This is a genomic window from Anaerorhabdus furcosa, assembly GCF_900167375.1.
Classification (GTDB): domain Bacteria; phylum Bacillota_I; class Bacilli_A; order Erysipelotrichales; family Erysipelotrichaceae; genus Anaerorhabdus; species Anaerorhabdus furcosa.
This window is the reverse complement of record NZ_FUWY01000001.1, coordinates 387,191-402,819: the sequence shown is the minus strand read 5'-3', so window position 1 is coordinate 402,819 and position 15,629 is coordinate 387,191. Positions and strand designations below refer to the sequence as shown.

Sequence of the window (15,629 nt, the reverse complement as noted above, 5' to 3'; positions counted from 1 at the left end):
TCTCGACTCTTTTTATTTATGATACAAACGCTTTGTATTGTATTTAGGTTCTTGAGTTAAATTGAAACCTAATTTTCTAAATGTCAGTACATCAATTTCTGCAAGAATTACAGAAGAGTGTACTTCGCAACATTGTAATTTTTTTAAATGTTCTAATGCTTTACGAGTTACAGGATTATTAATCGCTGTAATAGACAGAGCGATGAGTATTTCATCGACATGCAATCGTGGATTGCGATTTCCTAAGATATCAGTTTTTAATTTTTGAACTGGTTCAATAACCTCTCTTGCAATCAAATGAACATTATCATCAATACCAGCAGATATTTTTAGCGCGTTTAGTAAACATGCACTTGATGCTCCAAGTAGTGGTGAAGTTTTTCCGGTTACAATTGTTCCATCTTCAAGTTCAATTGCAACCGCAGGACCGCCAGTTTCTTCTGCTTTATCTAATGCAGCCTTTACTACAGGTCTAACATCTGTAGCAGTGATGCCTGCTTTGTTCATAATTAGTTCAATTTTTGAAACGGCTTCTTCTGTACCACGATCTTTTCTTAAATCAACAAGAGCGTTGTAATATCTACGTACAATTTCTTCGTAACTTGCTTTATATGCTGCGTCATTGTCAATAATACAATTACCTACCATATTTACGCCCATATCTGTTGGTGATTTATAGGGTGAATTGCCTTGTATTTTTTCGAATAACGTATTGAGCACAGGGAATACTTCAACATCACGGTTGTAGTTAATTGCTTGAATACCATACGCTTCTAAATGAAATGGATCAATCATATTGATGTCATTTAAATCAGCGGTAGCAGCTTCATAGGCTAAGTTAACAGGATGTTTTAATGGAATATTCCAGATTGGGAATGTTTCAAATTTAGCATATCCTGACTTAATCCCTCTTTTTGAATCATGATATAGTTGGGATAAACAAACTGCCATCTTACCTGATCCAGGCCCTGGTGCTGTTACAACAACTAACTCTCTTTCTGTTTCGATATAATCATTTAAACCATAACCTTCATCAGAAACGATATGGCTTACATTAGCGGGGTATCCTTGAATTGGATAGTGTAGGGCTACTTTAATGCCTAACCCTTCTAATTTCTTTTTGAATTGATCAGCAGTAGGTTGTTTAGCGTAATGTGTTATTACTACACTACCTACATAAAAATCAATACTTCTAAATGCGTCAATTAAACGAAGACAATCAAGATCGTAAGTAATACCTAAATCACTACGCACCTTGTTTTTCTCAATGTCATTCGCGCTTATTACGATAATTAGCTCTACTTTCTCTTTCATTTGTTCGAGCATCTTAACCTTACTATCTGGCATAAAACCTGGTAATACGCGAGCTGCATGGAAATCATCGAATAGTTTGCCGCCGAATTCTAGATAAAGCTTGCCACCAAATTGGGCAATTCTTTCCTCGATGTGTTTTGATTGCATCGAGATATACTTGTCATTATCAAATGCAATTTTTTTCATAGTTGATCTCCTCACAAACCTTTTTAATTATAGCAAATCATAGAGCATTATTCTATACAATTTACTTTTCATTTGGTACTTTATGGTATAGAATGAAAGTGTTAAAAAATTAGGAGGAAAATTTAATATGGTATTAGTATCAGCAACAGAAATGATTAAAAAGGCACATGAAGGCCACTATGCAGTTGGTGCATTTAACATCAATAACCTAGAATGGACTAAAGCAGTTCTTGCAGCAGCTGAAGAAGCTAAATCTCCAGTTATGCTTGGTGTATCTGAAGGTGCAGGAAAATACATGGCTGGTTACAAAACAGTTGTAGCTATGGTTAAAGAAGTACATGATTTCATGGGAATTACAGTTCCAGTTGCAATTCACTTAGACCATGGTTCATATGAAGGTGCAAAAGAAGCTATCGCTGCTGGATTTACTTCAGTTATGTTTGATGGTTCACACTATGGGTTTGAAGAAAACTTAGAAAAATCAAAAGAAATCATTGAACTTGCTCATTCAAAAGGTATCTCAGTTGAATGTGAAGTTGGTTCAATCGGTGGAGAAGAAGATGGTGTTGTAGGTATGGGTGAATTCGCAGATCCTCAAGAATGTGCTACTATCGCTAACTTAGGTGTAGACTTCTTAGCAGCAGGTATCGGAAATATTCATGGTAAATACCCTGCAAACTGGGCTGGTTTAAACTTTGATGTTCTTGGAAAAATTCAAGATGCTACAAATGGTAAACCACTTGTATTACATGGTGGTTCAGGAATTCCAGCTGATCAAGTAGCTAAAGCTATTTCATTAGGAGTTTCTAAAATCAACGTTAATACAGAACTTCAATTAGTATTTGCTGATGCAACTCGTGAATATATCGTTGCAGGTAAAGACCAAGAAGGTAAAGGATACGATCCTCGTAAACTATTAGCTCCAGGTGCTAAAGCAATCCAATCTAAAGTGGTTGCAATGATGAATCAATTTGGTTCAGCAAACAAAGCTTAATCAATAAATAAATAAACTTGAGGTGAAAACTTCAAGTTTTTATTTTGCTTAGACGACTAGAGAGAAGAAATGCAATAAGTTTTCCAATGTAGAAGTATTGTGATGAATAAAATATTAATTGGAATACTAGTTTTTCTAATGTTTGTTGGGGAGTTCGAAGAATACAGATGAAAAACAAATAAGTAAACTGACGCCTACATCTGAAAGTGAAGCAAGCATTAAACCTACCCAAGAATCTAAAAAAGAATCTGAATTTAAAGAAGTGATAATTAATAATTTTTTCATAATTATTATATATTTTGGAATCATTGTGTTAAACTATTGTATAGAAAGGGTGAAGCATAATGAAATTAGTTATTAGATTCTGTTCGATTAGAAGACGAATTAGCTCTGTACAAACAGGTATGATGAAACATTGTGCAGAGCTCAAATAAGATTCATCAAGTAATAGGTTGAGAACGTAATTTTTACGTATTTTCATATTACTTGAGAACTTCATTTTAAGTGCAAGCGATGGGCAATGTTGTTCGTCGTTTTATTTTGAAGAAATGGAGAGAAATTATGGAAAACAATTGGAAAAACAATACAGTGCGCTTTCTTAGTGCACAAACAATATCATTATTTGGATCATCACTAGTGCAATATGCCATCGTTTGGTATGTTACATTATCAACATCATCAGGACTGATGCTTACAATATCAACAATTTGTGGGTTTTTACCACAAATCTGTGTTTCCTTATTTGCAGGCTCATGGATTGATAAGTATGATCGTAAAAAATTAATTATGTTATCAGATAGTATGATAGCATGTGCAACATTATTTTTAGCGTTACTCTTTTTATCAGGAAACAAAAACATTTGGGTATTATTTATTGTACTTATGATTCGATCTGCTGGAACGGGGTTACAAACACCGGCAGTCAATGCGATATTACCTCAAATTGTACCTCAAGAGAATTTGATGAAAGTCAATGGCATATTGAGTACATGCAATTCAATTATGATGTTTTTATCACCTGCAATTAGTGGTGCTATTTTATCGGTATTTTCATTAGAAGTAACCTTATTTATTGATGTGATTACTGCAATTATAGGAGTTAGTATTACATCAACTGTTAAAGTTAAGAAATTAATTGATCAATTAAGTAATGAGAAAACAATGATTCAAAATATGAAAGAAGGATTTAGTTATGTTAAAAATAATAAGTTCATCTTAAACTTATTAATCTTTCAAATGGTATCGATGTTTATGATTAGTCCTTCAGCATTTTTAACACCTTTAATGATCGCAAGACGATTTGGTGATGAAGTGTGGCGCTTAACCGCAAGTGAAATGACATATAGTTTAGGGATGGTTCTAGGTGGAATATTAATCACGACATGGGGTGGATTTAAGAATCGATTGAATACTACGTTACTTGCAGGGACACTCTATGGTGTGTTTATGATTAGCCTAGGTGCATCACCATGGTTTTTATTGTATTTAATATTTAATACTTGTATTGGTTTAGTTAGCCCATGCTACAACACACCAATTACTGTATCAATTCAAGAAAGAGTTGAACAAAACATGCAAGGAAGAGTATTTAGTTTTATGCAAATAACAACGTCTTGTATGTTACCACTTGGGATGATGTTTTATGGACCCCTTGCAGATATCATTCCTGTTGAGGTGATACTTGTGGTTGCAGGGATTTTGGTGATTTGTTCAGCAGGAATATTTCATTTTAGTAAAGCGTTAAAAAATTAGGTTTTCTTATGTTATACTGTACCCATGAGTTTGGGAGGACAGGTATGAAAGCAGTTTTATTTGATATGGATGGCGTCTTAATTAATTCTGAGATTTTCTATATGGAAGGTACATTAGAATGGATGCGAGAATTAGGTTTTACAGGAACATTTGAAGAAGTGTGCGAAATAATTGGTACAACAATGCAAGTAACTTATGAAATGATTGTGGATATGTTAGACAATCAGTATTCTATAGAATTTGTTCAAGAGAAAAACGAAACTTATTTTAAGAATCACCCTTTACAATATGAAACAATTGCAAAGCCAGGAGCAATTAACTTACTTAAACGTTGTAAAGAACTTGGTTTAAAATTAGCACTATGTTCATCATCAAGTTCAAAAAGTATTGATGCAGCGGTGAAAGGTTGTGGTTTTGAACCTTATCTTGATTTCATTGTAAGTGGAGAACAATTTAAACAAAGTAAACCAAATCCTGAAATTTATCTTCATGCAGCAGAGGTTTTGGGATTAAACCCTACAGATTGTGTTGTTGTTGAAGACTCACAATATGGAATAGAAGCTGGGAAATCAGCAGGGATGAAAGTTATTGCACTTTGTGATCACCGTTTACACAATAAACAAGATGAAGCCGATATCATTGTTGACCACTTAGATGAAGTCAAGGAACTCATTGAGAAGTGGGTTTAGAAATGATACAATAACTTCGTGAAATGAGGAATACTATGGAACAAGTAATAAAAATTGAAGGTGGACATTTATTAAATGGTGAAGTAAGAATAAGTGGTTCTAAAAACGCAACAGTTGCACTAATACCTGCAGCTATACTTGCAAAGGGACCAGTAACAATAGTAGGTGTTCCAAATATATCAGATGTTGAGTCATTATCGACACTTTTAAATGAGTTAAATGTATCGGTAATTCATAAATCAAAAGATCATATTATTATTGATCCTACAAATATGGAAAATAAGCCATTGGATCATAGAGCAGTTACAAAACTTAGAGCTTCTTATTATTTCATGGGAGCATTGCTTGGGAAATATGGTGAAGTAAAGATGAAAATGCCTGGAGGATGTTATTTAGGCCCTCGTCCAATTGATTTACATCTTAAAGGATTTGAAGCTTTAGGAGCTCAAATTGAATATGTTGAAGGTAGTTACCTCATTAAAGCTGATAAATTGGTTGGTGCAAAAATATTTTTAGATGTTTCTTCAGTTGGAGCTACAATTAATATTATGATGGCTGCGGTTTATGCTGAAGGTAGAACAACAATTGAAAATGCTGCAAAAGAACCAGAGATTATTGATGTAGCAACTTTATTAAATAAAATGGGTGCTCAAGTTCGTGGAGCTGGAACCAATGTAATTACTATTGATGGTGTTGAAGACTTAGGTGGATGTTTCCATGAAATTATTCCAGATCGCATTGAAGCGGGAACATTTATTGTAATGGCTGCAGCTGCTGCAGAGAAAATGAAAATATCTAATATTATCCCTCAGCATTTAGAGAGTTTATTATCAAAACTTCAAGAAATGGGAGTTAAGATGGATGTGGATGTCGATTGTGTTACTGTTGAAAAATCAGATAAGTTAAAAGCAGTCGATATTAAAACACTTCCTTATCCAGGATTTGCAACAGATCTTCAACAACCACTAACTGCCCTACTAACACAAACAACAGGTGATTCTACAGTAAAAGAAACAATTTATCCAGAACGATTTAAGCATTGTACTGAATTACAACGGATGGGTGCAGATATTGAAGTTGGACAAGGCTTAAGTGTGATTCATGGACCTACAAAATTATATGGTGATAGTGTAACTGCAACGGATTTAAGATGCGGAGCAAGTTTAGTTATTGCAGGGTTAATCGCGGATGGCGTAACTGAAATTCATGATGTAAATCATATTGATCGTGGATATGATGATTTAGATGGCAAATTAAAGCAACTCGGTGCTGTGATTTGGCGTGAAGAAATAGAATAAATAATAAATGAGAAAACTTCTTACAATATGTAAGGAGTTTTTTGTATGACGATAATGTTTATTGAAACGTGTTATAATGAAAAAAACAAGGGAGAAGCAAATGAAAAAACTAATTTCGATGAGTGTTGTGTTTTTATTAGTTTTAACAGGATGTAATGCTGTGCGATTAAAAGAAGTCATTGATAAAAATATCCCTAAAGAAACCTCTAAATTAATTGATACAATTATTATTGAAGATCGAGAAACAGAAGTTTATGAATATATGTTTGGGGAAGGGACAGTCTATATTCAATTGAAACAAGGCATTATTTCTTATGGACCTGGAGAACAATTGGGAAGTATTCAATCAAAAGATGGAATCCATTATTACTATTTGGATCAATTCTCTTCGTATAATATTTATGAAGATGGAAAACTGATTGTACCTGAACAAACCATCTCCTGTATGAAGGGTAAAGGAGAAGCAAGTATTTATAAATTAAATGCTGAGAAAGATTTAATGGCTTATGATAAGTCTCTTGAAAGTAAAGATGCAATGATTCAAGTGAGTATTGCTGATATCGAAGGAAAAAGTAAATGGCTAGATGATGCAACTTATGATCCTTATAAAGTATTAGAGCTTATTCAAAGTTATGAAGAAATTTTTCCTGAGGAAGAATCGATTCGAGTTAATAATGAAAGACAGTTTATATATTTCGCTAGAGCGGAGAGTCATTTTAATAAAAAATACGGGTGTTTTGAAGAAGATGCATATAGTATTAATTTATTGTTAGATAAAAATAATTATGGAATATTAGAAGTACAAAACGGCATCTATGACTTAAACATAAAGTATTATCAATTAAACGAAAAACAAATAGAAGAATTTATTAGAATTATAAATAGTTCTGAAATCATAAATTAAAATGTGAGAATTATTTTAAAATAATTACACAATTAATACACAATCGATAGGTATAATGAGGAAATAAGGAGAAATGATATGAAAAAGATATTCTTAATTCTAATTTCATTATTTTTGATTTTAGGTTGTTCTAGCCCTAGAAAAGAGAAAACAGAAGCTGTATTTGAAGAAATACCAATACAATATATCAATAATCATGATAAATTGAACTTTGATATAGGTGATGTATCACCACTTGTAAAGGTGAAGATAACATCAACAAATTCGATTGAACTCACAAAAGAAGATATTGAGGTAATTATGGATATGGCAAATTGTAAAGCTGGAAATACGGAATGCGAAATCATTTTAGGGTATCAATATCTCAATGATGTAATTTGCAGTGATTGTCTTGTGGAGATTGAACCAAAAAGTCTTAAATTAGCAATTAAATAGGCGTTTTTTTAAAGAAAGATTAAGTGTTGATTTCTTTGAAATGTCATGATATTATGTATAAGCACTTACTTTAAACTGATAAGAAGTTTAAGGCGGAAGGAGATAAAAACTATGAAACAAGGAATTCATCCAGAATACAACAAATGTAAAGTTGTATGTACAAGTTGCGGAAATGAATTTGAAACAGGTTCAACTAAGAAAGAAATCAAAGTGGATACTTGCTCAAACTGCCATCCTTTCTATACAGGAAGACAACGTTTCGCTGCTGCTCAAGGACGTATTGAAAAGTTCAATAAGAAATTTGGCATGAAGAAAGAAGATTAATTCTTCTTTTTTTTATTATTTGACACTCACGTAACGTTATAGTTTATGATAGTAATAGAAGGAGGAATACAATGAATGCAAAAGAAATTGCTAACTTAACAGGGATAAGTGTCCGGACACTACACCATTATGATCAGATTGGATTGTTATGTCCTTCTCGTAACCCGGGAAATGGATATCGAGAGTACAGCGAAGAAGATGTCGACATTCTTCAACAAATCTTATTCTTTAGACAATGTGGATTCTCTCTTTCAAAGATACAAAGTTTGATCAGTAGTTCTGAATTTAATCGAGTAAAAGCATTTGAGATACAACGCAAGGCATTAGAATTCGAAAAGAAACGTATCGAGAAGATGATTGCACTACTTGATAAAACAGTAAAACATGGAGGAGTAATGACGATGAAAGAAAAATTAGAAGATTTTGACTTTTCAAATAACCCTTATGAAGAGGAAGCGATTCGTTTGTGGGGTAAAGAAAAAGTTGAGCAAAGCAAAAACTATATTATGAATTTATCAAAACAAGACCAAGATGAGATTACAAACAAAATGGATCAATTATTTAAAGATTTAGCCAAAATAAAAAATGAAGATCCAGAATCAGAAATAGCACAAAGAGAAATAGATAAAATGTATGAGCAGATGAATGCGAATTTTGGATACCATTATTCAATAGAGGCTTTTAAAAACCTTGGTCAAATGTATGTATCTGATCAGCGATTCACAAAGAATATAGACAAATATGGAGAAGGTTTAGCACTATTCTTATCCAAGGCTATGCTTGTTTACGCAAACAATAAATAGACCAATGCTCGAAGAAACTGAATTATTCAGTTTCTTTTATTTTGAGATAATAGTTGACTATGTCAACTATTGGCGTATAATGATTTTTGTTAAAAGGAGAAATGATATGATTAAGAAACTAAGTTTAATGTTTTTGAGTTTATGTCTTTTATGCATAAGTGGATGTGCAACAAAACAGTTTGAAAGAGGAACCTTCACGGAAGGTGTTTATAAAAATACATTCTTTGAATTAGAACTAAATTATCCAACAAATTGGGTGGAAACAGGTAAAGATTCAGTAGCTTTCCTGTATGGGTGTCAGCTTGTTGAGGGTGAGGAATGGATGGAAACCTTTGAAGAATGCAAGAGTGCCCAAAATACAAATTATTTTTGGGATTTAGCATTAGAATCCAATGAAGGGAAGAATTTTAGTGGCATTTTAATTGAAGATACATCAACTCGTTCAAGCAAACCAACAATTGAGGATGTTCTTGCAGAGCAAGTAGAAGCTGCGAAAAAATGGGCTGGTGATGATGTTGTAGTATCGGATATGAAGGATTTAACGATAGATGGTAAAATCTTTAAAATGTTTACTTATGAGGCAAAAACAGCTTCGAACTCAGAGGATTCTTATTTTGGGATGAATGCAGTTCGAATTGAAAAAGATTATGTAATTATTTTGACATTAACGGTGAATTCGGATAATCCTGCAGAATTTGAGGAAGCTATGAAAATTTTCAGTAATATTGAATAAATGTAAGAATCCATGAAAATGGATTTTTATTTGTTTAAGCGCTTTAAATCATTCTCAATAAGCACTGACTGTGATAGAATAGTAAAGGAATTTTATAGAAGGGGTATCAAGTATGAGTATGATGTATAATCAATATCGCCCAGGATGGGTAGAAGTAATTGCAGGCTGTATGTTTGCGGGAAAAACAGAAGAATTAATTCGTAGAATTAAGGTGCTTGAATTTGCGAAAAAGAATATATTGGTAATTAAACCAGCAATCGATAATCGTTATAGTGATAATCAAGTTGTATCACATGCAGGTAGTAAGGTAGATAGTATTGTCGTTAATTCATCACAAGAAATCTTAGATCATGTAACAGAAGAAACAGATGTTATTGCGATTGATGAAGTACAATTCTTTGATGAAGGAATTGCGGAAGTTTGCGATTACTTAGCTAAAAAAGGAAAACGTGTAATGTGTGCAGGACTTGATACAGATTTTAAAGGTGAACCTTTTGGTATGATGTCGATTCTTATTACTGAAGCAGAATTTGTTACAAAGTTAACAGCTGTGTGTAATAAGTGTGGTTCACCGGCAACAAGAACACAACGTTTAGTTGACGGTTTACCAGCAAGCTATCATGATCCATTAATTTTAGTGGGTGCATCTGAAAGTTATGAAGCACGTTGCAGGCACTGTCATGAAGTAAAAGATAAACCATCTAAATTAGGATTGTAGCGGGGATGAGTATGAGGGGAAAATGTTGTTGAGTTTTATTTAAATAAGATTGAGTAGTAAAAACAAAAGGAGGATTTACAATGAGTGCAATTATAGAGCGTCTTCAAAAGATTGAAGATCGTTATAATGAAATAAATGATTTACTGATAAGTGATGAGATTATTTCTCAGCCTAAATTAATGGGTAAACTTGCAAAGGAACAAGCAGGTTTGAAACAAGCAGTAGATGCATATGAAGAATTAAAATCACTGAATTCAAGAATTGATGAAGCACATCAGTTACTAAAGGAAGATGATCATGAAATTAAGGAAATGGCGCATTTGGAAATTGAAGAATGTGAACCACTAAGAGAAGAATTATTAGAAAAAATTGAAGTGTTATTGATACCTAAAGATCCAGTTGATGACAACAATGCAATTGTTGAAATTCGTGGAGCAGCAGGTGGCGATGAAGGCAATATTTTTGCGGGTGATTTATATCGTATGTATGCTCGTTATGCAGAAACACAAGGATGGAAGACTGACATCATTGAAATGATGGAAGCTGAAGCTGGAGGATTTACCTTGGTATCATTTATCGTAAAAGGTGATGGTGCTTATGGTCAACTTAAATTTGAAAGTGGATCACACCGTGTACAACGTGTTCCAAAGACAGAAACACAAGGGCGTATTCATACTTCAACGGCAACAGTTTTAGTAAGCCCTGAAATTGCAGAAGACGAATATGAATTGAATATGAATGACATAGAAATTGAAACAATGCGTGCAAGTGGTGCGGGTGGACAACACGTTAATAAAACTGACTCAGCAGTTCGTATTACTCATATTCCTACAGGGATATTTGTTAAGTGTCAAGATGGACGTAGTCAAATCGAAAACCGTGCTACAGCATTAAATACAATACGTGCTAAAGTTTATGCAGAAATGAAACGTATTGAAGATGAAGCAAAAGGTAAAGAGCGTAAAAGCAAACTTGGTACTGGAGATCGTTCAGAAAAAATTCGTACATACAACTATCCACAAAATCGTGTAACGGATCATCGTATTGGATTAACAATTACCCAACTTGATCGCATCATGGAAGGTAAAATGGATGATGTTATTGCAGGGTTATTACAAGAAGAACAAAGACAAAAGTTGGCAGGAGAAAATTAATGCCAACTTTTAAACAATTATTGCATGAGTATTCACTTCAATGTGATCAACTCGATTTACCTGAACAAACTGCATTAACCTATCTTGTGGAATTGACTCAACAAAAGCGTATTGATTTGTATATGAAATTTGATCAAGAAGTTCCAAGTGATGTTTTAGAAAGTTTTGAGATAGGAATGAAACGAATTTTAAATCATGAACCAATGCAACATGTTTTGGGTTACTCTTGGTTTTATGGTTACAAGTTTAAAGTCAATTCAAATGTATTAATTCCAAGACCTGAAACAGAGGAATTAGTATCGTACATTTTATCGCGAGTTGATGAAATGTTTCCGCAACAAAATATTAGTGCAGTGGATATTGGAACGGGTAGTGGAGCAATCGCGATTAGTGTTTCGAATGAAGAGGAGCATATAAAAATGTATGCAACTGATATAAGTGAAGAAGCAATTGAAGTTGCAAAACAAAATGCTATGGATAATGAAGCGAATGTAGAATTCTTTGTAGGAGATATGCTAGCACCAATAATTGATCTTGGAATAAAAGTGGATGTACTTATAAGTAATCCTCCCTATATTCCATCACATGAAGCATTAGAAACATCTGTCATTGATTATGAACCGCACGTTGCATTATTCGGTGGTGAAGATGGGCTCAAGTTCTATCGTACTATTTTTGAAAATTGTCAAAAAATTCTTAATGAAAAAGCATTTATGGCTTTTGAAATGGGATGGGATCAAAAGACAGTCATGTTAAATCTTGTCAAAGAGTATTTACCTAATGCAGAAGCAGAAGTACTACAAGATATAAATGGTAAAGACAGAATGTTGTTTGTTTACTTTAGATAAATGAAAAAAAGACCGTGAGGTCTTTTTCTATTTAATTGGATGAACACCAACTGTAATTTCTTCTAATACATTTAGTAATACATTAACAGTAGATAAAGAAGTAAACATGGTAATTCCGTTTTCTACTGCAGTACGACGTATAATCGCTCCATCGCATTGCGAGTGATTACTTTCTGATGAAACAGTATTTACAACATATGTAATATGTCCACCTCGCAATGAATCAATTATTTCATTTGATCCATCACTAATTTTTTGTCTGATTCGAGTTTTAATTCCATTTCGTTTTAAGAACTCTGCAGTACCATAAGTTGCTTCTATGTTAAATCCTAATTTATAGAAACGTTTAATCAAAGGTAATGCTGCATACTTTGTAGAATCTGAAATAGTTACAAATACAGTTCCATAATTGCATACTGTTGAACCACTAGCTTGAAGTGCTTTGTATAAGGCTCTATTCATGTTGTCATCATATCCAATAACTTCTCCAGTGGATTTCATCTCAGGAGATAAGACAGCATCTAAACCAACAATTTTTGCAAATGAGAATGTAGGAACTTTAACATACCAACGATGACCAATAGGTTGAGTAAATGTTCCATATCCTTGACTCTTCAGTGATTGTCCAAGCATTACTTTTGTTGCGATATTGGATACTGGTATAGCAGTAACTTTTGAAAGGAATGGAACAGTTCTTGATGATCGAGGATTGACTTCAATTACATAAACATTTTCGTTTTCATCAACAATAAATTGTATGTTGAATAAACCTTTAATTCCAAGTCCTAAACCAAGCTTATTTGTGTAGTAGGTAATAAGTTCTTTTGTTTTATTGGATATGGACATTGTTGGATATACGCTAATGGAATCACCAGAATGAACTCCAGTTTCTTCAACATGCTCCATAATACCAGGGATAAAGACATCGACACCATCGCAAATAGCATCTACTTCTAATTCTTTTCCTACGATATATTTATCAACAAGAACAGGTTGTTTTTCATCAACTTGAACAGCAGTTAGCAAATATGTTTTTAACTGGTTATCATCGTTTACAATTTGCATTGCACGTCCTCCAAGTACATAGCTAGGGCGTACAAGTACTGGATAACCAATCATATTTGCAATCTTTAATCCATCTTCAATTGTGTGTACTGCTTTTCCATTGGGTTGAGGAATTTGTAATTGATTCATTACTTTTTCAAAAGCATCTCTATTCTCAGCTTTCTCTATCGCTTCTAAATCACTTCCAAGAATTTGAACATGGCACGCTGTTAATTTCTCTGCAAGATTCACAGCGGTTTGTCCACCAAGAGTAACAATGACACCTATCGGTTTTTCACGATCAATAACATTCATTACATCTTCAAGAATAAGGGGTTCAAAATATAACTTATCGGCAATCGTAAAATCAGTAGATAAAGTTTCTGGATTGTTATTGATGATAATGGCTTCATATCCAAGTTCTTTGATTGCCCAAATGGCGTGAACAGTTGAATAATCAAATTCAACTCCTTGACCTATACGAATTGGACCACTTCCTAAAACGATGACTTTTTTATTATCGGTTACATGGTTTTCATCACTACTTGAATAAGTTGAGTAAAAATAAGGTACATAGTTTTGTTTGTGTTTGAAGTTATCAACAATTCTATAATTTGGATAAATTTGATTCTTCTTTCTTAATTGGTATACTTCGATATCACTTAGTCCCCAACATGATCCAATGTAACTATCTGCGATAGAAAATTGTTTAGCTTCTTGTAATAAATCTAAATTATTTTTAGATGCTTGTAGCTTCTTTTCAAAAGTAACAATATTTTCTATTTTTTGAATAAAGAATTCTGTAATTTTTGTAGCTTCTGCAATTTCTTTTGTATTTGCACCTTTGCGTAGTGCTTCAAACAATGCAAAGATACGATCATCTGTTGGTATAACAATATAAGATAGAAGCTCTTCTTTACTCATTGTAATAAACTTATTAGAAACAGGATATGGTGAACCAACTTCTAATCCACGTAGTGCTTTAAGTAATGCTTCTTCCACAGTAACACCTAAACTCATGACCTCACCAGTGGCTTTCATTTGTGTTGATAAAGTATTGCTTGCATGTTGGAATTTATCAAATGGGAAACGAGCAACTTTACAAACAATATAATCAATTGCTGGTTCTAAAGATGCTGCAATTCCACTAATATCAATTTCATCAAGAGTATAGCCTACTGCAATTTTTGCAGTGACGCGTGCAATTGGATAAGCAGTAGCTTTTGATGCAAGTGCACTTGAACGACTAACTCGGGGGTTAACTTCGATTAAAAAATAGTTGGATGTATTTGGTTCTAATGCGAATTGAACATTGCACCCTCCTTCAATTTTTAACTCTTGGATTATTTTCAAAGCACTTTGTTTTAAGATGGTATATTGTTTACTTGATAATGTAAGGCAGGGTGCAAAAACAATAGAGTCTCCTGTATGAATACCTACAGGATCCATATTTTCCATATCACATATTGCAATGGCTTTGTTTGTTTTATCACGCATAACTTCGAATTCTATTTCTTGGTAGCCTTTAATACTTTTCTCTACTAAAACTTGATGAGTTGGGCTCAGTGATAATGCGTGTTTCATGAGTTCAATGAATTCTTCTTTCGTATCAACGAATCCACCGCCGGTTCCGCCTAGCGTAAAAGCAGGGCGTAGAACAAGAGGGTAGCCAATCTCTTCTGCAGCAAGAATACCTTCCTCTAAATTATTCGCAATCTTAGATGCAATAACAGGTTCATTGATAGATACACACATTTCTTTAAAGCATTCTCTATCTTCTGCTTTTTGAATTGATTCGATGGATGTACCTAGAATCTCTACTTGGCATTCTTCAAGAATACCTTTGTTATGAAGTTGCATAACAAGATTTAAACCAGTTTGTCCACCAAGACCTGGAACAATTGCATCTGGTCTTTCCATACGGATGATTCTTGCAACATACTCAAGGGTTAAAGGTTCCATGTACACTTTATCTGCCATGTTGGTATCTGTCATAATTGTAGCGGGATTAGAATTGATAAGAACAACTTCATATCCCTCTTCTTTCAAAGCTAAGCAAGCTTGAGTACCTGCGTAGTCAAACTCAGCAGCTTGACCAATAATAATTGGACCTGAACCGATAACTAATACTTTTTTAATGTCTTCTCTTTTTGGCATAATTTTACCTCCCGTGTGCAATTAATTTTCCAAAAAAAAACTGATAACAAATGTTAACAGTTTTAGGAATAATAAAATGAATAAATAGGAAAGATAGCAAGAGATGAGTTAGTTTTTCTTAAAGTAACCAACATTGTCATAGCCATACCTCCCGTGTATTCTATGTTAATTTTAAAGATGTTTGAGCAAAATGCAAGAAGAAATATTAAATATAAGTAAAATAATCATACTTGATAGCAAAATGTAGTCGTGACTCTTTGGGAAACTATGATAAAA

14 protein-coding genes are annotated in these 15,629 nt (G+C 33.4%); 12 read left to right on the top strand and 2 right to left on the bottom strand.

What is annotated here, in order from left to right; genetic code table 11:
* Positions 1–12: 12 nt before the first annotated feature.
* Complete coding sequence (locus B5D14_RS02000) at positions 13–1,500, bottom strand: DUF1846 domain-containing protein (RefSeq protein WP_078710908.1); 1,488 nt, start codon at positions 1,498–1,500, stop codon at positions 13–15.
* Positions 1,501–1,627: 127 nt separating this feature from the next.
* Here B5D14_RS02000 and fba point away from each other — a divergent pair, with 127 nt between their 5' ends.
* The 12 genes from fba (at position 1,628) to prmC (ending at position 12,152) form a co-directional block, all read left to right on the top strand.
* Positions 1,628–2,494, top strand: coding sequence for a class II fructose-1,6-bisphosphate aldolase (fba, locus tag B5D14_RS01995; RefSeq protein WP_078710907.1), 867 nt, complete (start codon positions 1,628–1,630; stop codon positions 2,492–2,494).
* Between the two features lie 561 nt (positions 2,495–3,055).
* A complete protein-coding gene (locus B5D14_RS01990; protein ID WP_200804730.1) occupies positions 3,056–4,246 on the top strand; it encodes an MFS transporter in 1,191 nt (396 codons plus the stop codon).
* A 44-nt stretch (positions 4,247–4,290) separates the two neighbouring features.
* The gene (locus tag B5D14_RS01985) at positions 4,291–4,935 is read left to right on the top strand and encodes an HAD family hydrolase (RefSeq protein WP_159443690.1); all 645 of its coding nucleotides are present in this window, start codon (positions 4,291–4,293) and stop codon (positions 4,933–4,935) included.
* A gap of 35 nt (positions 4,936–4,970) precedes the next feature.
* On the top strand, positions 4,971–6,233 hold the full coding sequence (locus B5D14_RS01980; RefSeq protein WP_078710905.1) for a UDP-N-acetylglucosamine 1-carboxyvinyltransferase: 1,263 nt from the start codon (positions 4,971–4,973) through the stop codon (positions 6,231–6,233).
* Between the two features lie 100 nt (positions 6,234–6,333).
* Positions 6,334–7,137 (top strand): hypothetical protein, encoded by an 804-nt coding sequence (locus B5D14_RS01975; protein WP_078710904.1) that lies wholly within the window; start codon positions 6,334–6,336, stop codon positions 7,135–7,137.
* A gap of 78 nt (positions 7,138–7,215) precedes the next feature.
* Complete coding sequence (locus B5D14_RS01970) at positions 7,216–7,572, top strand: YbbR-like domain-containing protein (RefSeq protein ID WP_078710903.1); 357 nt, start codon at positions 7,216–7,218, stop codon at positions 7,570–7,572.
* Between the two features lie 111 nt (positions 7,573–7,683).
* The gene (rpmE, locus tag B5D14_RS01965; RefSeq protein ID WP_078710902.1) at positions 7,684–7,896 is read left to right on the top strand and encodes a 50S ribosomal protein L31; all 213 of its coding nucleotides are present in this window, start codon (positions 7,684–7,686) and stop codon (positions 7,894–7,896) included.
* Between the two features lie 71 nt (positions 7,897–7,967).
* A complete protein-coding gene (locus tag B5D14_RS01960) occupies positions 7,968–8,699 on the top strand; it encodes a MerR family transcriptional regulator (RefSeq protein ID WP_078710901.1) in 732 nt (243 codons plus the stop codon).
* Between the two features lie 106 nt (positions 8,700–8,805).
* The gene (locus B5D14_RS01955; RefSeq protein WP_078710900.1) at positions 8,806–9,432 is read left to right on the top strand and encodes a hypothetical protein; all 627 of its coding nucleotides are present in this window, start codon (positions 8,806–8,808) and stop codon (positions 9,430–9,432) included.
* 121 nt (positions 9,433–9,553) lie between these two features.
* Positions 9,554–10,150 (top strand): thymidine kinase, encoded by a 597-nt coding sequence (locus B5D14_RS01950; protein ID WP_078711126.1) that lies wholly within the window; start codon positions 9,554–9,556, stop codon positions 10,148–10,150.
* 80 nt (positions 10,151–10,230) lie between these two features.
* Positions 10,231–11,304: a peptide chain release factor 1 gene (gene prfA / locus B5D14_RS01945; RefSeq protein ID WP_078710899.1), complete on the top strand. Its 1,074-nt coding sequence runs from the start codon at positions 10,231–10,233 to the stop codon at positions 11,302–11,304.
* Positions 11,304–12,152, top strand: a complete 849-nt coding sequence (gene prmC / locus B5D14_RS01940; protein WP_078710898.1) for a peptide chain release factor N(5)-glutamine methyltransferase — start codon at positions 11,304–11,306, stop codon at positions 12,150–12,152. The genes prfA and prmC overlap by 1 nt, the downstream gene beginning before the upstream one ends.
* A 27-nt stretch (positions 12,153–12,179) precedes the next feature.
* Here prmC and carB read toward each other — a convergent pair whose 3' ends face one another.
* Positions 12,180–15,353 carry a carbamoyl-phosphate synthase large subunit gene (gene carB, locus B5D14_RS01935; RefSeq protein ID WP_078710897.1) on the bottom strand — a complete coding sequence of 1,058 codons (3,174 nt, stop codon included), beginning with the start codon at positions 15,351–15,353 and terminating at the stop codon, positions 12,180–12,182.
* Positions 15,354–15,629: the final 276 nt, after the last annotated feature.